Here is a 26,180-nt window from a genome sequence, read left to right as displayed (position 1 = left end):
GGTTAATTTTTATAGTGTCGTAAAGGTATTTGAATAAATTTTATTTTTTTAAGAAAATCGCTTAATTTATTTAATTGATAAAATTTTGCTAAAATTAAATTTAACCTTGGGTATTTCTCTGTAAATAGTATTTTTTTTCATTAATTTGCTACATAAACAGCTAAAAAATATGAAAAAGCAATCTGCAAAAGCCATTTTAACCGCGGCTTTATTTTTTGGGATTTCCTCTTTGTGGGCGCAGCAAACTACGCAGGCGACGACAACAAATCCAACAAACAATTACAATTATCATGATGCCTTTGCTCCGCATTTTTATACTAAAAACGGAACTTCTACGCGTACTGCAAGTGGTCAGCCAGGTCCAGAATATTGGCAAAATAGAGCCGATTACCAAATTACGGCAAAATTGAATGCTACAACAAATGAAATTGTAGGTACAGATCAAATTACATATACAAATAATAGTCCCGAAAAATTAGGATTTCTATGGCTGAACTTGGATCAAAATTTATTTAAGGATGATTCTAGAGGAAATGCAGTTGTGCCATTGACAGGAAGTCGTAATGGAGCGCAAGGGCAGATTTTTGATGGAGGAAATAAAATTAAATCTGTAAAAGTAGTTTCGTCAGGGAAAAACGCTACAGAAGTTGATGCAAAATATATTATTACAGACACTAGAATGCAGATTTTTCTTCCGCAGGAATTGGCTGCAAAAGGAGGTTCTGTAAAAATCAAAATCGAATTCTCGTTTATTGCTCCTTTCGAAGGATCAGATAGAATGGGAGTTTTGGAAACTAAAAACGGAAAAATCTTCACTATTGCGCAATGGTATCCACGCATGTGTGTGTATGATGATGTACGTGGATGGAATACAGCGCCTTATTTAGGTGCTTCTGAGTTTTATTTGGAATATGGAGATTTTGACGTAAAATTGACTGTTCCAGGAAATCAATATGTTGTAGCTTCTGGGGAATTGATAAATGGTGCAGAAGTTCTTTCTGCTGAACAATTGAAACGATATAAAGATGCTTCAAATAGCGACAAAACCGTTATGATTCGTACTGCTGATGAAGTTGCTGCAACAGTAAATAGTAACGCAGGAACAACCAAAACTTGGCATTATAAAATCAAAAATGCACGCGATTTTTCTTGGGCATCGTCTTCAGCATTTATTTTGGATGGAGCAAAAATTAATTTGCCAAGTGGAAAAAAAGCTTTAGCATTATCTGCTTATCCTGTGGAAAGTAATGGGAATGATGCTTACGGACGTTCAAGCGAATATGTGAAAGGTGCAATCGAGCATTATTCTAAACAATGGTTTGAATATCCTTATCCAGTTGCGACAAACGTGGCAGGAAATGAAGGCGGAATGGAATATCCTGGAATTGTTTTCTGCGGATGGAAGTCTAAGACAGATGATCTTTGGGGAGTTACAGATCACGAATTTGGGCATATTTGGTTTCCAATGATTGTAGGTTCTAATGAAAGGTTGTTTGCATGGATGGATGAAGGATTCAATACTTTTATCAATTCATTGAGTACTGCGGCGTTTAATAATGGCGAATACAAAGAAAAACCAACAGATTTGCATGAGCAAGCAGAACCGTTCACAAGACCTGACTTGGAAACTATTATGAGTTCTCCTGATAACATGAAGGAAGCGAATATTGGGATGTTATGTTATTTTAAACCAAGTGCTGGTTTGGTAATCTTAAGAGAACAGATTTTAGGAAAAGAACGTTTTGACAGAGCTTTTAGAACTTATATTGAGCGTTGGGCTTACAAACACCCACAACCAGATGATTTCTTTAGATCAATGGAAAACGTTGCTGGCGAAGATTTAAGTTGGTTCTGGAGAAGCTGGTATGTAAATAACTGGCGCTTTGACCAAGGTATTAATTCGATTAAATATGTGAAAAATGATCCTGCAAAAGGGGTAATTATTACTGTAGAAAATTTCGAAAAAATGCCAATGCCGATTGTTTTAGATGTTAAAACAAAAAGCGGAAAAGTAACTAGAGTTAATTTGCCTGTAGAAATTTGGCAACGTAATAATGATTGGTCTTTCAAACATAATTCGACTGAAGAGATTGAAAGTATCACTTTGGACCCTGATCATGCATTTCCTGATTACAACGAATCAAATAATGTTTGGACAGCTGGAAAAGGCAAAGTAGAACAAGATGTTGTTTTAGATGGTTATTTAGGGCATTATTCAACTTCCAGAGCGCCTGTCAAAATTGAGTTCACGGAGAAAAATAGTGCTTTGTATGCTGAACTGACAGATTATCCTAAGTTTTCAGTAAAACCAGTTGCTGGAGAAAAAGATACATTTGAATCAAAAAGAGCAGGAGTGAAGTTTAAATTTAATGAAGCTAAAACTGCTGTTGATATGATTTTGAATGATGGAAAATCAATTCCGTTTACTAAGAATTAAAAAATAAGATATTTTAAAGTATTTATAACCCGATAGTTATCTTTAGCTATCGGGTTTTGTTTTTCTGTATATTCACAAAACGTAAAAAAAATGTTAGAATTTTGATTTTTTGTTTTGTAAATTAAAAAAAGATGTACTTTTGCACCGATGAATAAAATAAGTTTACATATAACTTCTTTGTCACGGACAAACTCACCGATTACTTCTCCCGAAGTACGGACGCTATTTATATAGTGTTCACTGAGTTTTATAGCCGTATATTTATTCATATCCATTTTTCATTTTGAAATCACATAATTTGTCCATTGGACAAACATATCCTAAAAGTATTTATTATTTTGTAAATTTTCTTAATCAATGTTTTGATTTTGAGAATGTTGCTTCTTTTATGCTTAATTTTATTGGATTCAATTCTGGATTTCAAGCGAATCAATATGCTTTAATTTTTAACTCTAACTTCAATTATTGAAATGAAAATCTCTATTGTTGTTACCCAGGAAGAACACTTCAAATTCGCACAAGAAATTTGCGATACGATAGAATCATCTGCCTTATTGAGAGGTACGGGGATTGCTAAAAGAACTCCTGAGTATATTCAGAAAAAAATGTCGAATGGTGATGCGATGATTGCTTTGGCTGATGGAAAATTTGCAGGTTTTTGTTATATCGAAAGCTGGCAACACGGCAAATTCGTCGCGCATTCTGGTTTGATTGTGCATCCAGACTACAGAAGTTTAGGTTTGGCTAAAAAAATTAAATCTAAAGTTTTTGAGTATTCTTTGAAGAGATTCCCAGATGCTAAAATATTTGGAATTACAACCGGTTTGGCTGTAATGAAAATCAACTCTGAATTAGGCTATAAACCAGTTCCTTTCTCTGAACTTACCACTGATCCAAGTTTCTGGGCAGGATGTAAAACCTGTACAAACTTCCCGATTTTACAAAGCAAAGAAAACAAAATGTGTCTTTGTACTGGAATGCTGTACGATCCAAAAGAAAAACAAAAAACACCGCCAAGACATCCTTTTAACGAGGCTGTTTTAAGCAGACTTAAAAAAATCAAACAGGCTTTATTCTTAAATAAAATATTGTCATTTGTTTTTTTATTCAAAATTTAATCAAAAAGAAATCTCAAACTGCTACATACGAAAGTATTAGCCTAAATTATAAAAAATGAAAAAAGTAGTATTAGCTTATAGCGGAGGATTAGATACCTCGTATTGTTTGAAATATTTAAAAAATGAAAAAGGATACGAAGTTCACACTGTTCTTGTTGACACAGGAGGATTTTCTGCTGAAGAATTAACAGCTATTGAAAAAAGAGCTTATGAATTAGGAAGTGCGCAACACGCAAACCTGACTATCGTTGACAAATATTACGATAAAGCTATTAAATATTTGATTTTCGGAAACGTATTAAAAAACAATACTTACCCGTTATCAGTAAGTGCAGAACGTGTTTTTCAAGCTATTGAAGCCATTAAATATGCTAAAAAAGTTGGAGCAAGCGCAATCGCACACGGAAGTACAGGTGCAGGAAATGACCAAATTCGTTTTGATTTGATTTTCCAAACGATCGCTCCAGAAATCGAAATCATTACACCAATTAGAGATCTAAAACTTTCTAGACAAGAAGAAGTAGAGTACCTTCAAAAAAATGGAGTAAGCTATTCTTGGGAAAAAGCGCAATATTCTATCAATAAAGGACTTTGGGGAACAAGTGTTGGAGGAAAAGAAACTTTAACTTCAGGACAACCATTACCAAGTGAAGCTTATCCTTCACAATTGCAAAAAGAAGGTGAAGAAAAAGTAATGCTTCACTTTGAACAAGGTGAATTAGTTGGTTTAAACGGAAAAACAGATAAACCTTCAAACAATATTGTAGCGCTTGAAAAATTGGCAAACGCTTACGCAATTGGTAGAGATATTCACGTTGGAGACACCATTATAGGAATTAAAGGAAGAGTTGGTTTTGAAGCTGCAGCTCCGCTAATTATCATCAAAGCACACCATTTATTAGAGAAACATACTCTTGGAAAATGGCAACAATACTGGAAAGAGCAGTTAGGAAACTGGTACGGAATGTTATTCCACGAAGGTCAGTTTTTAGATCCTGTTATGAGAAACATTGAAACGTTCTTGCAAGATACTCAAAAAACAGTAAATGGAACAGTTACAGTTTCATTAAAACCATATCATTTCTCACTTGACGGAATTGAATCTGAAAATGATTTAATGAATACTGGTTTCGGTCAGTATGGCGAAATGAACAATGCTTGGACATCTGAAGATGCAAAAGGATTTATTAAGATTTTAGGAAATGCTCAAAATATTTTCTCATCTGTAAACAAATTAGACCATGATTAATGTCGGAATTATTGGTGGTTCGGGCTACACAGCCGGAGAACTCATCAGAATTTTAATGTATCATCCAAAAGTAAACATCGATTTTGTTTACAGTACAACAAACGCTGGAAAACCTCTTTCTGTAGCGCATCACGATTTGATGGGTGATATTGAAATGAATTTCACAGCTGAAATCAATCCGAATGTGAATGTTGTTTTCTTGTGTTTAGGTCACGGAAAATCGATTTCATTTTTGAAAGAAAATCAGTTTGCAAGTCACACCAAAATCATTGATTTAGGTAATGATTTCAGATTGAATAAAGATGCACATTTCGAAGGAAAAGATTTCATTTACGGATTACCGGAAATCAATAAGGCTGAAATCAAAAAAGCAAATTATATTGCTAATCCAGGTTGTTTTGCGACTGCTATTCAATTAGCTTTATTGCCTTTAGCAGAGCATAATTTATTGAATAATGACGTTCATATTAATGCTACAACTGGAAGTACAGGAGCAGGAGTAAGTCTTTCAGAAACTTCTCATTTCAGCTGGAGAAACAATAATTTCTCGCATTACAAAGCTTTTGAACACCAGCATTTAGGAGAAATTTCAGAAAGTTTGGTTCAGCTACAAGATGATTTTGACAGCGAATTGCTTTTTATTCCGAATAGAGGAGATTTTCCAAGAGGAATTTTTGCAACGCTTTATACGTTATGTGATGACAGTTTGGAGCAATTAGTTGAAAAATACGAAGAATTCTATAAAAATGAACCTTTTGTAACTGTTACAACGACTAACATCAACATGAAACAGGTTGTGCAAACGAACAAATGTATCATTAGTTTATTGAAAAAAGGAAACCGGGTTCTCATAACATCAATTATAGATAACTTAACCAAAGGTGCTTCAGGACAAGCGATTCAAAACATGAATTTAATGTTCGGATTAGAAGAAACCACAGGTTTACATTTGAAACCAAGCGGATTTTAATTTAGTTGATAGTTGTTGGTTTTTAGTTGATTGAACATCGACAAATCCAACAACCATCAACCATCAACAAAAAACTAAAAAAGATGAACTTATTCAACGTTTACCCATTATACGACATTACTCCAGTAAAAGCAATTGATTGCACAATCATAGATGACAAAGGAGTAGAATATTTAGATTTATACAGCGGACACGGTGTGATTTCTATCGGACACACACAGCCGGATTATGTAGCAAAACTTAAAAATCAAATTGATCATTTAGGTTTTTATTCGAATGCGATTCAGAATCCTTTACAGGTTGAATTGGCACAGAAATTAGGAAAACTTTCAGGATTAGAAGATTATGAATTGTTTTTATGCAGTTCTGGAGCTGAAGCAAACGAAAATGCTTTAAAATTAGCTTCTTTCCATAACGGAAAATCAAGAGTTGTGGCTTTTCATAATTCTTTCCACGGAAGAACTTCTGCAGCCGTTGCGGTTACGGACAACAAAAAGATTGTTGCGCCGATAAATGCACAACAAGAAGTAACATTTTTACCTTTAAACCAAATCGAATTGGTTGAAGCGGAATTAGCAAAAGGAGATGTTACGGCTGTGATTATCGAAGGAATTCAAGGAGTTGGAGGTTTAGACCAAGGAACGACTGAATTTTTCCAAGCTTTAGAAAAAGCATGTAAAAAACACGATGTGGTTTTAATCTTAGACGAAGTACAGTCAGGATACGGAAGAAGCGGGAAATTCTTCGCTTTCCAACACCACGGAATCAATGCTGATATTATTTCAGTTGCAAAAGGAATGGGGAATGGTTTCCCTGTTGGAGCAATTTTGATTTCTCCAAAATTCGAAGCAAGTTTCGGATTATTAGGAACTACTTTCGGTGGAAGCCACTTGTCTTGTGCAGCAGGGATTGCAGTTTTAGATGTAATTGAAAAGCTTGATTTACAAAAGAATGTAAATGAAGTTTACGAATATTTCTTAGAAAAAATTAAAGAAGTTGAAGGGATCAAACAAGTAAAAGGAAAAGGCTTAATGCTTGGAGTTGAGTTTGATTTTGATGTAGCGGCTTTGAGAAAGAAATTAATTATTGAAAAACACATTTTTACAGGAAGCGCAAACAATAAAAATCTATTGAGAATTTTACCGCCTTTAACAGTGAAAAAAGCGGATATTGACACTTTTGTAAAAGCTTTAAAAGAAAGTTTAGCAGAATTAAAAAACTAATTCTCACCAAATTAAACCCGACAGGTTTTTAAAACCTGTCGGGTTTAAAACAAAGTTTCTGAAAAGAAACAACCAAAAAACAACCAACTCACTTGAAATTATGAAACCATTATCAATTGAAACACGCAATGCGGTTTTGCGGACTATGGCAAAGCTTGTAGAACAAGAGCGGAATCAGATCATTTTGACCAATCAGGAAGATTTGAGCGATTACGACGGTTCAGATTTAGCGATGGAAGAACGCCTGAAAGTAGATGATAAAAAAGTAGATGAAATGATTTTGTCATTGAATCAGTTAGCTTCGCAGGAAGATCCCATCGGCATTGAGCGTTTTCATTTTACTCATGATAATGGAATTAAAGTGGTGAATAAAACCGCAGCTTTTGGAACCATTTTAATTATTTACGAATCTCGTCCAGATGTTACAATCGAAGCGGGAGGAATTGCTTTTAAATCCGGAAATAAGATTTTATTAAAAGGTGGAAAAGAATCTCTAAAATCGAATCTAAAAATTGTAAGTCTTTGGCATAAAGCTTTAGAAGAAAATGGAGTTTCAAAAGACTGGGTAGAATATCTTAATTATAACAGAACCGAAACTCAGGCATTTTTAGAAAAACCAACTCAAAAAGTAGATTTAATTGTTCCGAGAGGAGGAGAAAAATTAATTGAGTTTGTAAAAGCACATGCGACTTGCCCAGTAATTGTAAGCGGACGCGGTAATAATTTTGTTTACGTTCATGAAGATGCTGATACAGATTTGGCTTTAAAAGTAATTTTAAACGCTAAAACGGCTAAAATTTCGGCTTGTAATGCATTAGATAAAGTTTTGATCAGTTCTAAACTTCCCAATTTTGAAGGTTTTACAGCGATGTTAATCGAAGCTCTAATCGAATCAAAAGTGGAAGTAATTGTCGATAAATCGTTAGAGAATTTCGAGAATACGGAAACCATTCAAAACGAAGATATCTGGTACGAGGAGTTTTTAGATTATAAAATCGTAATCGGAACCATCGATTCTCAGGAAAATGCCATTGATATGATTAATAAATACTGCGGCGGACATTCTGCAGCAATTATTACAAGAGATGACGAAGTTGCGCAACAGTTTATGGAATCTATAGATGCAGCAGCGGTTTACCAAAATGCATCAACTCGATTCACAGACGGCGGACAATTCGGCCTTGGCGGAGAATTAGCGATAAGCACTGATAAACTGCATCAAAGAGGTCCGATTGGGTTGCAGCATTTGGTAACTAATAAATGGTACGTTTACGGAGAGGGACAAATTAGATAATTATATAATGTGTCAATTAGATAATTTTAGATTGTAGATTTCAGATTTTAGATTGTGAATTAGTAATTTTTGAATTTGATATTGTCATTGATATTCAATTGGAATTTTGGGATTTAAATTTTTGGAATTTTTTCAACATGTAGCTTTGCGAACTTAGCGTTTATATTCACAAACAAAATCAAAAAAACCTTGCGCCCTTTGCGGTTAAAAAACAAAACATGGGTAAGAAAAGAATTTTATTAAAAATAGGAAGTAATACTTTAACCAAAGAAACCAATCATATTTCGCGGGGAAAGATTGAAGATCTTGGTGTACAGATTGCGGCTTTAAATGACGAATATGAATTTATCATCGTAAGTTCTGGAGCAATTGCGGCGGCGAAGCAATTTGTTAAGCTGGACAATCAAGATAAAGATGTTTTTGTCAAACAGGCTTTAGCTTCAATCGGACAACCACATTTAATGCGGATTTACAATGAAAATTTTAAGGATTTAGGGTTAAATACCTCGCAGTGTTTACTTTCTTATTCTGATTTTGAAAAAGAGCAGACCAAAAAGAACATTGTAAACACCATTAATGTATTAGTTAAAAACAATTATATTCCGATCATCAATGAAAATGATACTGTGGCGACAGATGAGATTCGGTTTGGAGATAACGATAAATTAGCGGCTTTAACGGCTGTTCTTCTAAATGTTGATATTCTGGTAATTGCAACCAATACAAATGGAATTTATACGAAAGAGACTTTTCAAAATGAAGTTCCTGAAACCATAAAATTGGTAAATGATTTAAAATCGCTCGAAAAAGAAATTGGAGATTCAAAATCATCACACGGAACAGGAGGAATGCAATCCAAAATTGAAGCAGCTGGAATTGCAAAAGCAGCTAATATTGAAACCTGGATCGTCAACGGATTAAATGATAATTTTATTTTAAAAGCATTAAAGAACGAAATTCCATTTACAAAAATAATCTAATGAGTCAATTAGAAAATTAGATAGTGTCACAATTATCTAATTATCAAATTATCACATTTTCTAATTAATAAAAAAGACATGAACTATATCTCAATAAAAGAAATCAACTCATTATCAAAATGGGTAAAACAAGCGATCAAAATCAAAAAGAATCCGCTTAAAAATCAAGATTTAGGGAAGAACAAAACCCTAGGAATGCTATTCTTCAACCCAAGTTTAAGAACGCGTTTGAGTACTCAAAAAGCGGCTATGAACTTAGGAATGAATGTTATGGTAATGAATTTTACCAACGAAGGATGGACCTTGGAATTTGAAGATGGGGCAGTAATGAATTCTGGTGCTTCAGAACATATTAAAGAAGCTGCGGAAGTAGTTTCTCAATATTGTGATATTATTGCAATCCGTGCTTTTGCAGGTTTAGTAGATAAAGAAAAAGATTATGCTGAGACGGTAATTTCTGGATTCAAGAAATATGCTACAGTGCCAATCGTAAACATGGAGAGTGCTATACGTCATCCTTTGCAATCGTTGGCAGATGCAATTACGATGGAAGAATTCAAACCTAGACACAATAAGAAACAAAAAGTGGTGCTTTCGTGGGCGCCGCATCCAAAAGCTTTGCCACAGGCAGTTGCGAATTCGTTCGTAGAAATGATGCAAATGCAAAAAGACATGGATTTTGTAATTACGCATCCAGAAGGATACGAATTGAGCCCAGAAATTACAAAAGACTGTGTAATTGAGTACGACCAAGATAAAGCTTTCGAAAACGCTGATTTTGTTTACGTTAAAAACTGGAGTAATTTCAATGATTACGGAAAAGTAACCAACAGCGATCCAAATTGGACTGTTACAGCCGAAAAAATGGCTTTGACTAACAACGGAAAATTTATGCACTGTCTTCCTGTTCGTCGTAATGTAATTGTTACTGATGAAGTATTAGACGGAGAGAATTCAATCGTAATTGAACAGGCGAATAATAGAACGTATTCAGCACAATTAGTGTTGCAGAAGATTTTGAAGAAAATATAATTTTATAGTTACAAAGGAGCAAAGTAACAAAGGGACAAAGGTTTTATACCTTGAAAAAAAACTTTGTCACTTTGTTACTTTCTATCTGAACCTAAAAATATGCAAGTATCAGTAATAAAAATAGGTGGAAACATCATTGACAATCCGGCAGAATTAGAACAATTTTTAACTGATTTTTCTAAAATTGAAGGATACAAAGTTTTAGTTCACGGTGGTGGAAAATCGGCTACGAAAATGGCGCAGAGTATTGGTTTGGTTCCGCAAATGATTGATGGACGCCGAATTACAGATGCTCCGATGCTAGATGTTGTAGTTATGATTTATGCAGGTCAGATCAACAAACACATTGTGGCACAATTGCAGGCCAAAGACAACAATGCAGTTGGTTTTTCTGGAGCTGATGGAAATTTGATTCAGTCAACTAAAAGAAATCATCCAACAATTGATTACGGATTTGTAGGAGATGTAAAACAAGTCAATACTAAATTACTGGCCACTTTATTAGAAGCTGGAATTGTACCCGTTTTCTGCGCAATTACACACGACAAAAACGGGCAATTATTAAACACAAATGCCGATACGATTGCAAGTGAATTGTCAATTGCATTGTCTGAAGTTTTTGATGTTACGCTGACTTACTGTTTTGAAAAGCAAGGTGTTTTGATGGATTCAGAAGACGATTCGTCTGTAATTACAGAAATCAACGAAGTCTTATACAATAAACTAAAAGAAGAAAAAGTAATTCATTCTGGAATGATTCCAAAATTGGATAACTGTTTTAATAGTTTATCACGAGGTGTGCAGAAAATCAAAATTGGGCATCACAAAATGCTTCAAAATTCTGATGTTTTGCATACAACGATTACATTATAAAAAATGTCGCCACAAATTGACGCAAATTTACTCTGTTAAAAGGGAAAATAATTTTAGCTGAACATTAAAAAGTTATTTTGATTTTAAATCTGGGATAAAAAAATAATGTTTGAAAATCCGTTTAATTAGTGGCGAAAAAATAGAGCGCACAAGGTATTTTAAATAAATTTGCGCAAGTAAAAATGGTCAAAGGAAAGCTCAAAAACTTTGCTGCTTTTCCCTTTGAGCCTTTGAACCTTATTAAAATGAAAAATATAGATACGCTTACCCAGGAAGCAATTGAACTATTAAGAAATCTTATTGAAACCCCTTCATTTTCAAGCGAAGAAGATCAAACGGCTCTTTTAATAGAAAATTGGTTCAATCAGAATGAAATTCCTTTTAAAAGAGAAAACAACAATGTGTGGGCTTTCAACAAATATTTCGACGAAAACAAGCCAACACTTTTATTAAACTCACATCACGATACAGTTAAACCGAATCAAGCGTATACGAACGATCCATTTAAGGCAATCGAAAAAGACGGAAAATTATTTGGTTTAGGAAGTAATGACGCAGGAGGATGTCTAGTTTCGTTATTAGCGACTTTTGTGCACTTTTACGAAAATCAAAATTTATCACATAATATTGTTATCGTTGCTTCGGCAGAAGAAGAAAGCAGCGGAAAAAATGGTTTGAACAGCGTTTTAAAACATTTACCAGAATTAGATTGTGCGATTGTTGGTGAACCGACTTTGATGCAATTAGCGATTGCGGAAAAAGGGCTTTTAGTTTTAGATGTAAAAGTAAAAGGAACAGCAAGCCATGCGGCGCATCAAAACGATGACAATGCTTTATACAAATCAATTCCGGTAATGGAATGGTTTAAAAATTATAAATTCGACAAAATCTCTGATGTTTTAGGTCCTGTAAAAATGACTGTAACGCAGATCAATGCAGGAAAACAACACAATGTTGTGCCATCAGAATGTGATTTGGTTGTAGATATTCGTGTAACAGATTGTTATTCGAATGCTGAAATTCTTGAAGTCGTTAAAGCAAATGTAAACGCCGAAGTGACACCAAGATCAATGCACTTAAATTCGTCATCTATTCCAATCGAGCATGGTTTAGTGCAGGCGGGAATTGCTTTAGGAAGAACAACTTACGGATCTCCAACACTTTCAGATCAATCAGTTTTAAGCTGTCAGTCTTTAAAATTAGGGCCAGGAGAAACATTACGTTCACATTCAGCAGACGAATTTATTTTTGTAAACGAAATTGTAGAAGGAGTCGATTTGTATATTAAAATACTAACTGGATTCTTCAAATTATAATTAAACGAAATTAAACCCGACAGGTTTTAAAACCTGTCGGGTTTGTTAAAAATATTGCCTTATGAAACTTTGGGAAAAAGGAATACCAACAGATAAACAAATCGAACAATTTACAGTAGGAAACGATCGTGAACTAGATTTGGTTTTAGCAAAATATGATGCTTTAGGTTCAATTGCGCACGCCAAAATGTTAGGACAAATTGGTTTGCTGACTTCAGAAGAAACTACTTCTTTAGTTGATGCTTTAAACGAAATTATTGCAGATATCGTAGTAGGTAATTTCGAAATCGAAGACAGTTTTGAAGATGTCCACTCTAAAATCGAATATTTACTAACGGTAAAATTGGGCGATGCTGGAAAGAAAATCCACACCGCACGTTCTCGTAACGATCAGGTTTTAGTAGATGTTCATTTGTATTTGAAAGATGAATTAAAAGCCATAAAAGAACAGGTAAAAACACTTTTTGATTTGTTGATGGAATCGGCAGAGAAACATCAAAATGTATTATTGCCGGGATATACGCATTTGCAAATCGCAATGCCATCTTCATTCGGAATGTGGTTTTCTGCTTATGCTGAAAGCCTGATCGATGATATTACAATGCTGAACGCTGCTTCAAAAATTGTAGATCAAAATCCGTTAGGTTCTGCGGCTGGTTACGGAAGTTCATTCCCAATCAACAGAACTTTCACAACTCAAGAATTAGGTTTTGAAACTTTAAAATATAACGCTGTTGCGGCACAAATGAGCCGTGGAAAAGCAGAAAAAACAGTTGCTTTTGCGATGACAAGCGTTGCAGGAACATTGTCAAAATTTGCAATGGATGTATGTTTGTATATGAGCCAAAACTTCGATTTTATCGGTTTGCCGGCACATCTTACAACAGGTTCAAGCATTATGCCTCACAAGAAAAACCCGGATGTTTTCGAATTAATCAGAGGGAAATGCAATAAGATTCAGGCGCTTCCTTACGAAATTACTTTGATTACTAATAATCTTCCAAGTGGTTACCATCGAGATTTACAGCTTTTAAAAGAAGGTTTGTTTCCAGCGATTCAAAACTTAAAAGCTTGTTTAGATATTGCGATTTTCTCAATAAAAGATATTACGGTAAAAGATCATATTTTAGAAGATAAGAAATACGATTATTTGTTTACAGTAGATACTTTAAACGAAATGGTGGTTGCAGGAATGCCGTTTAGAGATGCATACAAAGCTGTTGCTGAACAATTGGAAGCAGGAACTTATAAATCTCCAAAAGAAACAAAACACACGCATGAAGGCAGTATCAACAATCTATGCCTAGATGCTATCAAAGATAAAATGAAAGCAGCTTTTTAAGATGTAAAAAGTAAGCTGTAAAAAGTAAAAAGGTCATTGATTTGTTTCAATGACCTTTTTGTTTGATTTAGATTTTAATCACTTTAAAAGTTTTAAGCTTATTTTCTAATTGAACTTTGCAGATGTAAACACCTTTGGAAAGATTTCCGACATTCAATTCCATTCTTTCGTCTGTAGAAACGTTTTTGGATTGCGAATACACTTTTGCTCCGCTCGAAGAAAATAAGTTGACAGAAGCCAAACCATTATCATTTCCTGAGAATTCAATATTTAAAAAGCGGTTGATTTTAGTTGGATAAAATTTTAGTTCTAGATCATTTTTATTTTCTTTAACTCCAAGGCCATTACAGCTTGAAGAAATTTTTCCTTCAGCAGAAACCTGTAAAGTCGCTCCAGCTCCACATGAAGCATTTGTAATGTAGCCTGCAACATCATTTACTGATAACGTATTGTATGTGTATGAAGGCTTAGAAACGGCATCACCAAAATCTGTCCCGGGCTTTAAGCAGTTAGAGAATGTGATTCCCACTGTTCCTCCATCTGTACTGATATAACTTTTGAATGCAGTGCCAATTTTTGCAAAATCAGTGCCTTCAACATAACAAGACGTATTGTTGTTTCCACCACCTAAACCAATTGCTAATGAACTTGAAACTGACGTATTGTAGTAGCAATTCAATATATGTAATTCTGCATTTCGCGCTCTTGGCATTCTTTCTTTACAACCTTCTGCCCAATAACAATTTTTGAAAGTAATGCTATAATGACCGTCAGAAGGTGCATCGCTTTTAGAGGAGCCAACTAAATCTGAAAAACGATGGTCATCAGCTCCACCAGAACCTCCAGCTTTTGGAGCTTTTAAATAAGTAAATTTAGTCCATGAAATGGTAACATTATCAGCAGCGCCTTTGTTGTCAAAATTGCCATCCATTCCGTCTTGAAATTCGCAATGATCTACCCAAAGATTTGTAGCCTCAGATGTTAGGTTGTCATGCCCGTCAACATCATAAGCGCCAGGACCTTCAAAAATTAAATTTCTAATAATGATATTATCAGAGCCGGGTTTTAAACTCAGAATTCCTGAACCAGCGGCAGTTTGATCTGTACTCACTAGTCGAGCTCCCGGAAGTCCAATTATTGTTTTGTTGGTAACAAGCAAACTTGTATAAGTACAATTTATAGTTCCCGAAACTAAAATTACTTGCGGAGTGGTTAGTTTTAGTTTTGCGGTTAAATCAGCATAGGTGCTTACTGTTACAGGCGTGGCATTTCCTCCGCCAGTTGCTCCAGCTCCAAATCCTTCAGGAGCAGACATTACATACTGTTGTGCTGAAAGAGATAAGCTCAAGAAAAAAAGGAGCGAAAACAAATTCTTTTTCATGTTTTTATTTGGTTTAAGTGGTTTAAGTGGTTTTGATGCCGATACAATGTAATCGATTACACGAATGTAAGTAATTAATTTTAAAGTCGGTTGTGTTTAAGGAAAAATTGCATTTTTTGTTTAGAATGCATTTTTTGAATTCGATTCATTAAGGCCGAAATTATTTACAAAATTCTGTTTTTTTAAGGTAAAAAGTCTATTTTTGATTTGAATTGTTTTAAATAAAAAATATGAACAAATTTGACGAACAGGCAACTAAAGCGCTTTTGGATAAAAACTTAATTACTGAAAATCAATCCCAAGAAATTATTGCTTATAGAAGTCTGAATATTTTTTCCTTAAATGCAGAGCTAAAGTTGTTTTTGTATTTATCTGTTTTACTTTTTACTTCGGGAATCGGAGTTTTAATTTACAAAAACATTGATAGTATTGGTCATATTGCCATTCTTTCAATTTTATTAATTGTTATCGCAGTGTGTTTTTATTACTGTTTTAAAAATTCAAAAGGTTTTCAAAAAACAGAAACTGTATTTGAAAATCCAGTTTTAGAATATCTGGTTTTGGCAGGTAATATTTTGACTTGCATTTTTATTGGATACCTTCAATTTCAATATAAAACTTTTGGCGAGCATTATGGATTAGCTACTTTGATCCCGACTTTAGTCAGTTTCTTTTGTGCTTATTATTTTGATAATCGTAGCGTTTTGACTATTGCGATTACTGGTTTGGCTGCCTATATTGGTATTTCAGTAACGCCACAGGATTTAGTTAGCAATAATGATTTTTATGCGAATCAAAATTTGAGTTATTCTGCCATTATTCTAGGTGGTCTACTGATTGTATGGACAATTTACAGCCAGAGAGTCTCGTTAAAAACGCATTTTGCCTTGATTTTTCTCACTTTTGCATTGCATATTATTAGTATAGCTTCTATTGTCAATATGATTGATGATGATGTTCTTGTTTGGATGGCTTTTACTCTTATTTTAGCTGGTTTTACCTATTATTTTTATAGAGTTAGTTATGAGCAAAAAGCAATTTCGCTGTATGTGTTTATGATTATTTATGCCTATATAGGAATCAATATCCTTTTGTTTAGAATCTTTGAAAATGTTGATTTTTCAGATATTTGGGAATTGTTTGTTTTCTTGCTTCCTGCTTATTTTGTGGGTTCAATCGTAATGTTTGTTAAGTTGATTAAAAACTTTCATAAAGAAATAGTAGAATGATAGTATACGATAAAAAAGTATTGGAAAACGAAGCTTTGGTAGATGAGGCCAACACTTTATATAAAGGTGGTTTTATAAATAAAGATCAAAAAAAAATCATCGAAAAAGAATTACCTGTTTTTAAAAACCACAGTAATGTTTTGGTCCAAATTGGTTTCTTTTTGTTGGGAAGCTTGCTGTATGGCTCGATTTGCGGTATGGTTTCTCTATTTGGAATACATTCGGAGGATATTTACTTCCAAATTTGTTTTTACATTTTTGCTGCTATTGGTTTTGGAGGATCGGAATTACTCGGAAGGCAACATTATCACGGACATGGTTTGGATGATGCCTTTGTCTTAGGAACAATTTTGAATGTAGGATGTGCAATCGGAATTACAACAGAGGGTTACGAAATCATCGTTGCGCTTTTTGTTTCAATTGTTGCTTTATTTATGTTTTTAAGATATTTACATGTTCTCTCAATGCTTGTGTTTTGTATATCAACAACTGCTTTTCTATTTTTTGGAATGTTTGAATTTGGCGAAATTGGAAAAGCTATTTTGCCTTTTACAGCAATGTTATTTGCAGGAGCTTTTTATTTTTTAACCAAAAAAATGATCAACAATTTAAAGGAGCGATATTACTACAACGGGCTTTTGTTAGCGAATGCTTTTTGCTTGGTTTTATTTTACCTTTCATGTAATTATTTGATCGTAAGAGAGCTTTCTGCGGAACTTTTAGGAACAGAAGTGCAACCAGGAACCGATATTCCGTTTGCATTTTTCTTCTACGGATTTACTTTTGTAGTTCCAGTAGTTTACTTGGTTCAGGCGATAAAAACAAAAGATAGAATAATGCTTTGGATTAGCTTTTTAGCCATTGCATTTTCAATTTATACGATTCGATTTTATTATTCCGTTTTGCCGATAGAAGTTGCGCTTACGCTTGGCGGAATAGTTTTATTTGGAATAGCTTATTTTTCAATCAAAAAATTAAAAGAAAAAGAAAGAGGTTTGACTTTCAAGCCAGACAGAATTAATCATTCAGATGCATTTTTAAATGCTGAGGCCTTAGTGGTTGCATCAGCTTTTGGAATGAAACCAGAAGTAAAGCCACAAGCTTCTCCAATGGAATTTGGAGATGGAGGTTTTAGTGGAGGAGGTTCTGGAGGAAGTTTTTAAGTTTAATTATGAATTATGAGTTATGAGTTATGAATTGTGGCTCATTGAAATTAAATTTCATTGTAGTTTAAGCTGAGTAATCAACTCATAACTCCTAATTCATAATTTATAACTTAAACCTTGCTTTTCAACGCTTCAGCATCAATATCGCTGTGCGAAACATCATAAACCGCTTTTCCATTTTTGATTAAAATCAATTGCGGTGATTCGTGGTAAACATCAAACTTGCTTGCAATTTCATTTGAAACATCTCTGTGTGCTATTAAATCTAAGAAATAGGCATCAACTTCACCTTCAAGATCATATTCTCTTTCAAATTGTTTTAAAGCCATTCGACTTATGCTGCATCTTGTGCTATGTTTGAAAATTACAACTGGTTTTTCATTAGAAATAGCTTCGATTTCCATTAATTGAAGCTTATCTGTTAATTCCGTCCAGTTTACTTTACTTTTTGGGGCTTCTGAGTTCTCTGAACTTCCGAAGATTGAATTAAAAAAACTCATATTTGGCGCTTTTTATGACTTTTTGACGTGCTAAAACGATAAAAAATCGGATTTAACAGTCATTTTGTCTGTTTTTTTACTATGGAATATAATTTGTCTATTCGAATACAAAGTTAAATCATTTGAGTTAAAAATCTAACTCGATAAATCGTAACTTTAATCTTATAAATTTTGAACAAATAAAATCAATCAAATCAAAAAAATATGAACATAAATAAATTTACAATTAAATCACAAGAAGCCATTCAGTTGTCGCAACAAATTGCACAGCGAAATGGCCAGCAGCAAATTGAAAATGAACACATTTTCAAAGCTATTTTTGAAGTTGACGAAAACGTCGCGCCATTTATTTTGAAAAAATTAAACGTAAATGTGCCATTGTTTTTGCAAATTTTAGACAGTACAATTCAGAGTTTTCCAAAAGTTTCTGGAGGCGAAATCATGCTTTCAAGAGACGCCAATAAAGCTTTGAACGAAGCTGAAATTATTGCACAAAAAATGAACGACGAATATGTTTCGATCGAGCATTTAATTCTAGCCATTTTTGATTCTAAAAGCCGTGTTTCTCAGATTTTAAAAGATCAGGGAGTTACAGGAAAAGGTCTTAAAGCAGCAATTGAAGAATTAAGAAAAGGCGAAAGAGTGACTTCGGCTTCAGCTGAAGAAACATATAATTCGTTGAATAAATATGCTAAAAACCTAAACGAATTAGCACGTACAGGAAAACTGGATCCCGTTATTGGTCGTGATGAAGAAATTCGTCGTGTATTGCAGATTTTGACTCGTAGAACCAAAAACAACCCAATGCTTATTGGTGAACCTGGAGTTGGTAAAACGGCAATTGCAGAAGGTTTAGCACATAGAATTGTGGACGGAGACGTTCCAGAAAACCTGAAAGAAAAAATCGTTTTCTCATTAGATATGGGAGCTTTGATTGCAGGAGCGAAATACAAAGGAGAATTCGAAGAACGTTTGAAATCGGTTGTAAAAGAAGTTACAGCTGCAGAAGGTGATATTGTTTTGTTTATTGACGAGATTCATACGCTTGTTGGCGCGGGTGGAGGTGAAGGCGCAATGGATGCCGCAAACATCTTGAAGCCAGCTTTGGCTCGTGGAGAATTGAGAGCAATTGGAGCGACAACTTTGGATGAATATCAAAAATATTTTGAAAAAGATAAAGCGCTTGAAAGACGTTTTCAAAAGGTTTTAATTGATGAACCAGATACAGAAAGTGCGGTTTCGATTCTTCGTGGAATCAAAGAAAAGTATGAAACACACCATAAAGTTCAAATTAAAGACGAAGCAATTATTGCTGCAGTTGAACTTTCGCAAAGATATATTACGAACCGTTTCTTGCCAGATAAAGCGATTGACTTAATGGACGAGGCAGCTTCTAAATTGCGTATGGAAATCAATTCAAAACCAGAAGAATTAGATGTTTTGGATCGTAAAATCATGCAGTTGGAAATCGAAATTGAAGCTATTAAGCGTGAGAAAGAAGAAAGCAAGCTGAAAATTTTAGGTATGGAATTGGCCAACTTGAAAGAAGAACGCAACGAAATCTATGCTAAATGGAAACAAGAAAAAGATATCGTTGACGGAATTCAAGCGGTAAAGCATGAAATCGAAGACTTTAAATACGAAGCAGAACGTGCAGAACGTGAAGGTGATTACGGAAAAGTAGCCGAGATCCGTTACGGAAAAATAAAAGAGGCTCAGGAACGCCAAGAAACTTTACAAAAACAATTGCAGGAATTCCAATCTGGAAATTCTTTAATTAAAGAAGAAGTTACTAGAGAAGACATTGCAGAAGTTGTAGCTAAATGGACTGGAATTCCAGTTACTAAAATGCTTCAGACAGAAAGAGAAAAATTATTGCATTTAGAGGATGAATTGCACAAACGTGTAGTAGGTCAAGAAGAAGCAATAGAAGCGGTAAGTGACGCCGTTCGTAGAAGCCGTGCCGGTTTACAGGATATGAAAAAACCTGTTGGTACTTTCTTATTCTTAGGGACAACCGGAGTTGGTAAAACGGAATTAGCAAAAGCTTTAGCTGAATATCTTTTTGATGATGAAAATGCTATGACACGTATCGATATGAGTGAATACCAAGAACGTCATAGTGTGAGCCGTTTAGTTGGTGCGCCTCCAGGATATGTAGGTTATGATGAAGGTGGACAATTAACAGAAGCGGTTCGTAGAAAACCATATTCTGTTATTTTGTTAGACGAAATCGAAAAAGCGCATCCAGACACTTTCAATATTTTGTTGCAGGTTCTTGATGAAGGACGTCTAACGGATAACAAAGGACGTTTGGCTGATTTCAAAAACACGATTATCATCATGACTTCTAATATGGGAAGCCAGATTATTCAGGAGAAATTCGAAAACCTAAAAGGCGGTGTTGAAGCAGCGACAGAAGCAGCTAAAAACGAAGTTTTAGGATTATTGAAACAAACTGTTCGTCCTGAGTTTATCAATCGTATCGATGAGATTGTAATGTTTACACCGCTTACAGTTGATAATATTTCAAGAATCGTAGGTTTACAATTGAAAGGCGTGACCAAAATGCTGGCGCAACAAGGCATTACAATGGATGCAACTCCAGAAGCAATTGCTTACTTGTCTGACAAAGGATTTGATCCTCAATTTGGAGCAAGACCAGTAAAACGTGTGGTTCAGAGAGAAGTTTTAAATCAATTGTCGAAAGAAATTTTGGCAGGAAATATAACGACAGACAGCATTATTTTGTTAGATGCTTTCGATGGCAAGTTGGTTTTTAGAAACCAGACAGCTAATTAATTTTTTTATGTTACTTTAAAAAGCATCAGTTTTTCAGCTGGTGCTTTTTTTTTGCCCAAAATTATGAAACTTTTCGTCCAATTCTTATAACAAGATATTTGTAAAAAAGAATCAATTTTAAACAAGTAAAAATCAGCAAATTATTAATTAAAATTTGAAATTATGAATAATATCGTTAGAGGTTTAATTGCAGGATATGGAGCTAAAAAATTAGGGTGTGGCTGTTTCAGCACAGTGCTTATTTTTTTAATTATTTGGGGAATACTAGGGCAATGCAGTTAGAATTAAATCCCATATTCGGCTAAGAAATTAGTATAAAAGTGTTAGATTCGCACAACTAAAAAAATAATTAAAAAATGGGTTCAGGTTTTTTCGCTTTATTGGATGATATCGCAGCAATTATGGATGATGTAGCAGTAATGAGTAAAGTTGCCGCAAAAAAAACTGCAGGAATCCTGGGAGATGATTTAGCGGTAAATGCCGAAAAAGCTTCAGGATTTGCTTCATCAAGAGAGCTTCCGGTTTTATGGGCAATCAGTAAAGGATCGCTTTTGAATAAAATCATTATTCTTCCAGTTGCATTTTTATTGAGTGCCTTTTTTCCAATTGCTATTATGATAATTTTGGTTTTGGGAGGATTGTTTTTGGCTTATGAAGGAGCAGAAAAAATCTACGAATTCTTTTTTCCTCATGCACACGAAGAATCTGAAGGAATAACGGAAGAAGAATTTACAGAAGAAGAGATTTTATTGATCGAAAAAGACAAAGTAAAATCGGCAATTGTGACTGATTTTATTTTATCAGTAGAAATCGTAATTATTGCTCTGGGTACTGTAATCGGAAAACCATTAATATCGCAAATTGTTACCGTTTCTATAATCGCAGTAATAGCAACTATTGGAGTTTACGGAATTGTAGCGTTAATTGTTCGTATGGATGAAGTTGGTTTCAAAATGATTCAGCACAGTAAAAAAGAAAAAAGTCTTTTAAAAAGTATTGGAAATATTTTAGTTCAAGCACTTCCAAAAGTGATTAAAGCCCTAACAGTAATTGGGACGATTGCGTTGATTTTAGTTGCAGGCGGATTATTTGTTCATAATATTGAATTTTTTCATCATCTTTTGCCTAACTTTCCTTCAATCATAAAAGAGTTTGCAATAGGGCTAATCATTGGTTTTATAGTTTTGGCAATTGTAAATCTTTTCAAAAAGATATTCAAAAAGAAAGAACCAGCAGTTTAATTCCTGCTTTTAAATAATAGAAACACTAGTCGAGAGGCTGGTGTTTTTTTTTGGAGCAGAAATATCATTTTCAGTTCAAGTTTAGTCCCGCTATCCGCTATATCTTTTGTGGTGAACCTCACCACAAAAGGATGCCGCTTCTATCGGGGCTAGACGAGAATTTTTTATTTTCAAAAGGAAAAATATGCTTTTTTTGAAAAAAAAATCAAAAAATAAGTTTTTGATTTTCAAATGCTTGAAAGGGGAATGAAACTATTTAACATTTTGTATAAGCAACCTTTGCAACGATGCTACATCTTCATAGTAATTAACAATTAATTATTATTTTATATGAAAAGGTTTAGATTAAAATCAGTTTTAGTAGTATTATTTTTATCAACTGCATTAATTTCTTGCAGCAACGACGATGATAAAGCAGAAAGCGCTGTAAAAACAAAAACAGCTTTTGTAACCAAAATTGAAGGTCCAGCAACAGGAAAAGTAAACGACGAATTGAGCTATGATGTAACTTATTTAGTAGATAACGCTTGCGGAGAATTTGATAAAATTTCTGAAACAAAAATTGGTGATGTAAGCGGTTTACAAGTTGTAGCAAAATATCCATCAGAAGGAGTTTGCACACAACAAGTACCAGATCCTAAAAAGACAGTTTACAAATTCAAAGCAACTGCAAAAGGAACAATCGAAATCAAATTCAAAAAATCAGAAACTGAATTCTTGACTCAAAAAGTCGTAATCGAATAACAACTTTCTTAGTTGATATTTTTTTAGGTCGAAAGCCATTTTGCAAAAGTTTAATTTTAAGCTGATGTGAAATGGTTTTTTAGTTGTTTGAAATGTAAGAATTAGTGTTGGCGTATTTATGCCATTTTATTGAAATATAAGTTTTTTAATTATTTTTTCTTACATTTGTAGTCAATTCGAAAACAATTATGGAAAAGACAATAATCATAAAACCAAACTCTAAGACAATTGAAGTTTTAAAGAAAATGGTAGATTTGAAAGAAGAACATCGCAAAGAAGTTTTGGCGAAAGTAAAGAAAAAATAAAGTTATTTTTTAATGTATCAATATATTTCAGAAGAGGGTTTAGACCCTCTTTTTTATTTTATAACAAAATATGATTTAAAGTATTTTGTCAGTTTTAGAAAAGTAGATTTTGAGAATAAATACTTTGAGAATCTTTATTTTGTTGATTTTTATGAATCTAATAATCAAAAGTTTTACAACGATCCTAATATTGAAATTACGATAATTAAGATTATAAATGATTTTTTCACAATAACTCCCGATATAATAATCAGCTATGTTTGTGACATTGTAGATTTCAGACAAGATTTTAGAAAAAGATTATTTGACAAATGGTATTTGAATTCTAAAAGTGATGAATTATACAAAATTAATTTTCAGTACGAAACTCAAGAAGCAAGTTTGAACTACCATTTGGGTTTTATTTTTGATAACAAGTTTTATAATGAAGATGAATTAATTGAGAATGTTAGTTTGCAGTTAGAAAAATTTACAAATTTAAAATGATCTTAATTTAATATGGTACATAATTGCATACTTTGCCATTCCTTCAAAATTTACTATTTTTGCACTCTAAATTTTATGTCATGCCGAAAAGAAAATATAAAATATCGGTTATTCAGTTAAATCTGAATGATGTTGCCGAAAACAATTTAAAAAAATGTATCAGCTGGGTAAGAGATGCTGCAAGCCAAGGAGCAGAAGTGATCTTGCTTCCTGAATTATATAGCAGTCATTATTTCTGCCAAAGTGAGGATGTTGATAATTTTGCCTTAGCAGAACCGCTTTACAGCACTTCATTTATTGCTTTCAGTGAATTGGCAAAAGAATTAGGAGTAGTTATCATTGTTCCTTTCTTCGAAAAAAGAATGGCTGGAATCTACCACAACAGTGCTTATATCATCGATACTGATGGTACAGAGGCTGGTTTGTATCGTAAAATGCACATTCCGGATGATCCACATTTCTATGAAAAATTCTATTTTACTCCAGGGGATTTAGGTTTTCAAGCAATTGAAACTAAAAAAGGAACTGTTGGAACTTTAATTTGTTGGGATCAATGGTATCCAGAAGCAGCTCGTATTACGGCGCTTAAAGGAGCAGAAGTTTTATTTTATCCAACAGCAATTGGATGGCATCCTAAAGAAAAAGAGCAATACGGTGAAAACCAATATGGCGCTTGGATGAATGTAATGAAAGGCCACGCTGTAGCAAATGGTGTTTTCGTTGCAGCTGCGAATAGAATTGGTCTTGAAAAATATATCGAAGGAACTGAAGGAATCCAATTCTGGGGAGCTTCTTTCATTGCTGGGCCACAGGGTGAAATCTTAGCTCAAGCTTCACATGATAAAGAGGAAATCTTAATTGCTGAGGTTGATTTAGATTTGCAAGAAAATGTTCGTCAAAACTGGCCATTCTTCAGAGATAGAAGAATTGACGCTTTTGGAGATATTACAAAAAGAGCAATTGATAAATAATTAGATTTATCTCAATATAAAAAAGGCGGTTTCAATACTTTTGAAACCGCCTTTTTAACTATATAGCTAAGATTTATTTCACTTGGAAAGTAACTCTTCTCACGATTTGACGCGCTTCTTTAGAGTTTTTGTTAACCGAAGTATCTTCTCCGTTAGCAATTACATTCAATCTTGAAGCATCAATTCCAGCATTTATTGCTACTTTTTTCACAGCTTCAGCTCTTTTTCTTGATAATTCAGTATTGTAGCTTGAGCTTCCAATTTCGTCAGCATAACCTATAATATCTGCTGATTTTCCTGGATTGTTTTTCAGATATTTCACTAAGAAATCAACACCAGACAATGAAGCGTTTGTAGGTTTAGACGAATTGAAATCGAAATAAACATTTACATAACCTCCGTTGATTAATTCCTCAACAGTATTGTTTGTAGCCGCACTGCTGCCACTGCCTTTCTTTTCATAAGTTTTGTCCAAATAGCTTTCTAACTCATCTGGCACACCATTTTGATTGGTATCAATAGATTGTCCTTTAGTATTCACAGCAACTCCAGCGATAGAATTTGGTTCTAAATCATACAAATCTGCAACGCCATCTTTATCAGTGTCTAATAATCCTGTTTCAATTAAATCCACTCTTTTTTCTAAGTCAGTAATTCTATCTTCTTCACCAACCCAGTCAGCGTGTTTTTCGTTTTTACCTAAGTAGAAAGTTAAACCGACAGAGGCATTTAATAAAACTCCGTCAAAAGCACCAGTTGAGGTAGTTCCCATTCCGTCAAAATTCCAGTTTTGTTTTCCATTAACAATTCCGGTAAGGTCTCCAGTCAAAGCCACTCTGTTGCTAAGTTTTACTTGTCCGGTTAAACCTAAAATTCCGTGTCCCATATAATCTTGACCTCCCGGACCAGTTTCGGTGCTAATTTGCGAAACCCCGAAACCTCCATGTGCTAATACGCCAATAGTATTTGTCCAAGTTTCAAAATTTAAAGCACGACCGATGTTTACAACACCTTGGATACTTGCTCTAACATATCTGCTTTCAAAATCTGGGGTGTCATCACGTTCTGTGAATTGATCGTATCCAACATCTAATTTTACCCCAAATTTCGGGCTAAACATATATCTCACTCCTAAATCGGCGTGAAACGGATTTAAAGTTGCTGTGGAATAACCAGGAGTCATTGTTCTCGTTGGTTTGTTGACTCCGCCATTTAATTCTAAAGACCATTTGTTGTATAATTGCTGATCAGAAGTTGGAGTAGTAGTGGTCGACATATCTTGAGCGCTTGCAGCAAACGCAAATATTAGAAAGGACAGAGAAGTTAATTTCTTTTTCATGATATTCAATTTTAGATTGGTTGTTATTATTAAACTCATGACAAAATTATAGGGTGGGTTTTAGAATGTGTTCTATTTGCTCTTACATAATTCCCACGTTTTGGCTTTTTATTATGTAAAATCGTTAATGAAATCAAAAATGTACGCATAAAAAAAGGACAAAATTTATATTTTGTCCTTTT

The 26,180-nt window shown here is 34.0% G+C and carries 22 protein-coding genes; 18 read left to right on the top strand and 4 right to left on the bottom strand.

The window, feature by feature from the left end; translation table 11 throughout:
- Positions 1-169 precede the first annotated feature (169 nt).
- Entirely contained in the window at positions 170-2,437 is a 2,268-nt protein-coding gene (locus AAYQ19_RS01715) for a M1 family metallopeptidase (RefSeq protein WP_343533192.1), read from the top strand.
- Here AAYQ19_RS01715 and AAYQ19_RS01710 read toward each other — a convergent pair.
- The gene (locus AAYQ19_RS01710; protein WP_343533190.1) at positions 2,434-2,706 is read right to left on the bottom strand and encodes a hypothetical protein; all 273 of its coding nucleotides are present in this window, start codon (positions 2,704-2,706) and stop codon (positions 2,434-2,436) included. The genes AAYQ19_RS01715 and AAYQ19_RS01710 overlap by 4 nt on opposite strands.
- Before the next feature lie 201 nt (positions 2,707-2,907).
- On the opposite strand from AAYQ19_RS01710, the gene AAYQ19_RS01705 reads away from it, so the two are divergent.
- From AAYQ19_RS01705 to argH, 10 genes are all read left to right on the top strand, one after another.
- On the top strand, positions 2,908-3,555 hold the full coding sequence (locus tag AAYQ19_RS01705) for a GNAT family N-acetyltransferase (protein WP_343533188.1): 648 nt from the start codon (positions 2,908-2,910) through the stop codon (positions 3,553-3,555).
- A 55-nt stretch (positions 3,556-3,610) separates the two neighbouring features.
- Positions 3,611-4,804 (top strand): argininosuccinate synthase, encoded by a 1,194-nt coding sequence (locus AAYQ19_RS01700; RefSeq protein ID WP_343533186.1) that lies wholly within the window; start codon positions 3,611-3,613, stop codon positions 4,802-4,804.
- On the top strand, positions 4,797-5,774 hold the full coding sequence (argC, locus tag AAYQ19_RS01695; protein WP_343533184.1) for an N-acetyl-gamma-glutamyl-phosphate reductase: 978 nt from the start codon (positions 4,797-4,799) through the stop codon (positions 5,772-5,774). Before AAYQ19_RS01700 ends, argC begins: the two co-directional genes overlap by 8 nt.
- Before the next feature lie 83 nt (positions 5,775-5,857).
- The gene (locus AAYQ19_RS01690; protein WP_343533182.1) at positions 5,858-6,997 is read left to right on the top strand and encodes an aspartate aminotransferase family protein; all 1,140 of its coding nucleotides are present in this window, start codon (positions 5,858-5,860) and stop codon (positions 6,995-6,997) included.
- A gap of 100 nt (positions 6,998-7,097) precedes the next feature.
- Positions 7,098-8,291, top strand: a complete 1,194-nt coding sequence (locus AAYQ19_RS01685; RefSeq protein WP_445709684.1) for a glutamate-5-semialdehyde dehydrogenase — start codon at positions 7,098-7,100, stop codon at positions 8,289-8,291.
- Positions 8,292-8,509: 218 nt separating this feature from the next.
- Entirely contained in the window at positions 8,510-9,271 is a 762-nt protein-coding gene (gene proB / locus AAYQ19_RS01680; protein ID WP_343533180.1) for a glutamate 5-kinase, read from the top strand.
- Positions 9,272-9,349: 78 nt separating this feature from the next.
- Positions 9,350-10,303: an N-acetylornithine carbamoyltransferase gene (locus AAYQ19_RS01675; RefSeq protein ID WP_343533179.1), complete on the top strand. Its 954-nt coding sequence runs from the start codon at positions 9,350-9,352 to the stop codon at positions 10,301-10,303.
- A gap of 99 nt (positions 10,304-10,402) precedes the next feature.
- Positions 10,403-11,176, top strand: coding sequence for an acetylglutamate kinase (gene argB / locus AAYQ19_RS01670; protein WP_343533178.1), 774 nt, complete (start codon positions 10,403-10,405; stop codon positions 11,174-11,176).
- A gap of 245 nt (positions 11,177-11,421) precedes the next feature.
- Entirely contained in the window at positions 11,422-12,492 is a 1,071-nt protein-coding gene (locus AAYQ19_RS01665) for a M20 family metallo-hydrolase (protein WP_343533176.1), read from the top strand.
- Positions 12,493-12,553: 61 nt separating this feature from the next.
- A complete protein-coding gene (gene argH, locus AAYQ19_RS01660) occupies positions 12,554-13,834 on the top strand; it encodes an argininosuccinate lyase (RefSeq protein ID WP_207296660.1) in 1,281 nt (426 codons plus the stop codon).
- 67 nt (positions 13,835-13,901) lie between these two features.
- Here the strand turns inward: argH and AAYQ19_RS01655 are convergent, their stop codons facing one another.
- A complete protein-coding gene (locus AAYQ19_RS01655; protein ID WP_343533170.1) occupies positions 13,902-15,215 on the bottom strand; it encodes a pectate lyase family protein in 1,314 nt (437 codons plus the stop codon).
- 230 nt (positions 15,216-15,445) lie between these two features.
- On the opposite strand from AAYQ19_RS01655, the gene AAYQ19_RS01650 reads away from it, so the two are divergent.
- Together AAYQ19_RS01650 and AAYQ19_RS01645 are read left to right on the top strand one after the other, a co-directional pair.
- A complete protein-coding gene (locus AAYQ19_RS01650; protein ID WP_343533168.1) occupies positions 15,446-16,444 on the top strand; it encodes a DUF2157 domain-containing protein in 999 nt (332 codons plus the stop codon).
- A complete protein-coding gene (locus AAYQ19_RS01645; RefSeq protein WP_343533166.1) occupies positions 16,441-17,607 on the top strand; it encodes a hypothetical protein in 1,167 nt (388 codons plus the stop codon). Before AAYQ19_RS01650 ends, AAYQ19_RS01645 begins: the two co-directional genes overlap by 4 nt.
- Before the next feature lie 113 nt (positions 17,608-17,720).
- Here the strand turns inward: AAYQ19_RS01645 and ytxJ are convergent, their stop codons facing one another.
- Complete coding sequence (gene ytxJ, locus AAYQ19_RS01640) at positions 17,721-18,110, bottom strand: bacillithiol system redox-active protein YtxJ (RefSeq protein ID WP_343533164.1); 390 nt, start codon at positions 18,108-18,110, stop codon at positions 17,721-17,723.
- A 204-nt stretch (positions 18,111-18,314) separates the two neighbouring features.
- On the opposite strand from ytxJ, the gene clpB reads away from it, so the two are divergent.
- The 5 genes from clpB to AAYQ19_RS01615 all read left to right on the top strand — a co-directional run bounded on the left by clpB (position 18,315) and on the right by AAYQ19_RS01615 (position 24,659).
- Positions 18,315-20,912, top strand: a complete 2,598-nt coding sequence (gene clpB, locus AAYQ19_RS01635; protein ID WP_343533163.1) for an ATP-dependent chaperone ClpB — start codon at positions 18,315-18,317, stop codon at positions 20,910-20,912.
- Between the two features lie 356 nt (positions 20,913-21,268).
- On the top strand, positions 21,269-22,153 hold the full coding sequence (locus tag AAYQ19_RS01630) for a DUF808 domain-containing protein (protein ID WP_343533162.1): 885 nt from the start codon (positions 21,269-21,271) through the stop codon (positions 22,151-22,153).
- A gap of 330 nt (positions 22,154-22,483) precedes the next feature.
- The gene (locus AAYQ19_RS01625; RefSeq protein WP_343533161.1) at positions 22,484-22,897 is read left to right on the top strand and encodes a hypothetical protein; all 414 of its coding nucleotides are present in this window, start codon (positions 22,484-22,486) and stop codon (positions 22,895-22,897) included.
- 317 nt (positions 22,898-23,214) lie between these two features.
- On the top strand, positions 23,215-23,688 hold the full coding sequence (locus tag AAYQ19_RS01620; RefSeq protein ID WP_343533160.1) for a DUF6169 family protein: 474 nt from the start codon (positions 23,215-23,217) through the stop codon (positions 23,686-23,688).
- An 80-nt stretch (positions 23,689-23,768) separates the two neighbouring features.
- On the top strand, positions 23,769-24,659 hold the full coding sequence (locus AAYQ19_RS01615; protein WP_026729496.1) for a carbon-nitrogen hydrolase: 891 nt from the start codon (positions 23,769-23,771) through the stop codon (positions 24,657-24,659).
- Positions 24,660-24,732: 73 nt separating this feature from the next.
- Here the strand turns inward: AAYQ19_RS01615 and AAYQ19_RS01610 are convergent, their stop codons facing one another.
- A complete protein-coding gene (locus AAYQ19_RS01610) occupies positions 24,733-25,998 on the bottom strand; it encodes an OmpA family protein (protein WP_343533157.1) in 1,266 nt (421 codons plus the stop codon).
- Positions 25,999-26,180 lie beyond the last annotated feature (182 nt).

Source organism: Flavobacterium mesophilum, assembly GCF_039581405.1.
In the GTDB taxonomy this organism is placed as follows: domain Bacteria; phylum Bacteroidota; class Bacteroidia; order Flavobacteriales; family Flavobacteriaceae; genus Flavobacterium.
The sequence above is the reverse complement of the archived record's forward strand: the minus strand, read 5'-3'. Positions and strand labels throughout refer to the sequence as shown.

What these genes read in the sequence shown, in the direction of transcription:
- AAYQ19_RS01700 (WP_343533186.1), top strand. Translation starts at nt 3,611, where the DNA reads ATGAAAAAAGTAGTATTAGCTTATAGCGGAGGATTAGATACCTCGTAT.
- AAYQ19_RS01610 (WP_343533157.1), bottom strand. Translation starts at nt 25,998, where the DNA reads ATGAAAAAGAAATTAACTTCTCTGTCCTTTCTAATATTTGCGTTTGCT.
- AAYQ19_RS01710 (WP_343533190.1), bottom strand. Translation starts at nt 2,706, where the DNA reads ATGAATAAATATACGGCTATAAAACTCAGTGAACACTATATAAATAGC.
- AAYQ19_RS01690 (WP_343533182.1), top strand. Translation starts at nt 5,858, where the DNA reads ATGAACTTATTCAACGTTTACCCATTATACGACATTACTCCAGTAAAA.
- AAYQ19_RS01620 (WP_343533160.1), top strand. Translation starts at nt 23,215, where the DNA reads ATGTATCAATATATTTCAGAAGAGGGTTTAGACCCTCTTTTTTATTTT.
- clpB (WP_343533163.1), top strand. Translation starts at nt 18,315, where the DNA reads ATGAACATAAATAAATTTACAATTAAATCACAAGAAGCCATTCAGTTG.
- AAYQ19_RS01650 (WP_343533168.1), top strand. Translation starts at nt 15,446, where the DNA reads ATGAACAAATTTGACGAACAGGCAACTAAAGCGCTTTTGGATAAAAAC.
- AAYQ19_RS01655 (WP_343533170.1), bottom strand. Translation starts at nt 15,215, where the DNA reads ATGAAAAAGAATTTGTTTTCGCTCCTTTTTTTCTTGAGCTTATCTCTT.
- proB (WP_343533180.1), top strand. Translation starts at nt 8,510, where the DNA reads ATGGGTAAGAAAAGAATTTTATTAAAAATAGGAAGTAATACTTTAACC.
- ytxJ (WP_343533164.1), bottom strand. Translation starts at nt 18,110, where the DNA reads ATGAGTTTTTTTAATTCAATCTTCGGAAGTTCAGAGAACTCAGAAGCC.
- AAYQ19_RS01715 (WP_343533192.1), top strand. Translation starts at nt 170, where the DNA reads ATGAAAAAGCAATCTGCAAAAGCCATTTTAACCGCGGCTTTATTTTTT.
- argC (WP_343533184.1), top strand. Translation starts at nt 4,797, where the DNA reads ATGATTAATGTCGGAATTATTGGTGGTTCGGGCTACACAGCCGGAGAA.
- AAYQ19_RS01630 (WP_343533162.1), top strand. Translation starts at nt 21,269, where the DNA reads ATGGGTTCAGGTTTTTTCGCTTTATTGGATGATATCGCAGCAATTATG.
- AAYQ19_RS01625 (WP_343533161.1), top strand. Translation starts at nt 22,484, where the DNA reads ATGAAAAGGTTTAGATTAAAATCAGTTTTAGTAGTATTATTTTTATCA.
- AAYQ19_RS01675 (WP_343533179.1), top strand. Translation starts at nt 9,350, where the DNA reads ATGAACTATATCTCAATAAAAGAAATCAACTCATTATCAAAATGGGTA.
- AAYQ19_RS01645 (WP_343533166.1), top strand. Translation starts at nt 16,441, where the DNA reads ATGATAGTATACGATAAAAAAGTATTGGAAAACGAAGCTTTGGTAGAT.
- AAYQ19_RS01705 (WP_343533188.1), top strand. Translation starts at nt 2,908, where the DNA reads ATGAAAATCTCTATTGTTGTTACCCAGGAAGAACACTTCAAATTCGCA.
- AAYQ19_RS01615 (WP_026729496.1), top strand. Translation starts at nt 23,769, where the DNA reads ATGCCGAAAAGAAAATATAAAATATCGGTTATTCAGTTAAATCTGAAT.
- argB (WP_343533178.1), top strand. Translation starts at nt 10,403, where the DNA reads ATGCAAGTATCAGTAATAAAAATAGGTGGAAACATCATTGACAATCCG.
- AAYQ19_RS01685 (WP_445709684.1), top strand. Translation starts at nt 7,098, where the DNA reads ATGAAACCATTATCAATTGAAACACGCAATGCGGTTTTGCGGACTATG.
- argH (WP_207296660.1), top strand. Translation starts at nt 12,554, where the DNA reads ATGAAACTTTGGGAAAAAGGAATACCAACAGATAAACAAATCGAACAA.
- AAYQ19_RS01665 (WP_343533176.1), top strand. Translation starts at nt 11,422, where the DNA reads ATGAAAAATATAGATACGCTTACCCAGGAAGCAATTGAACTATTAAGA.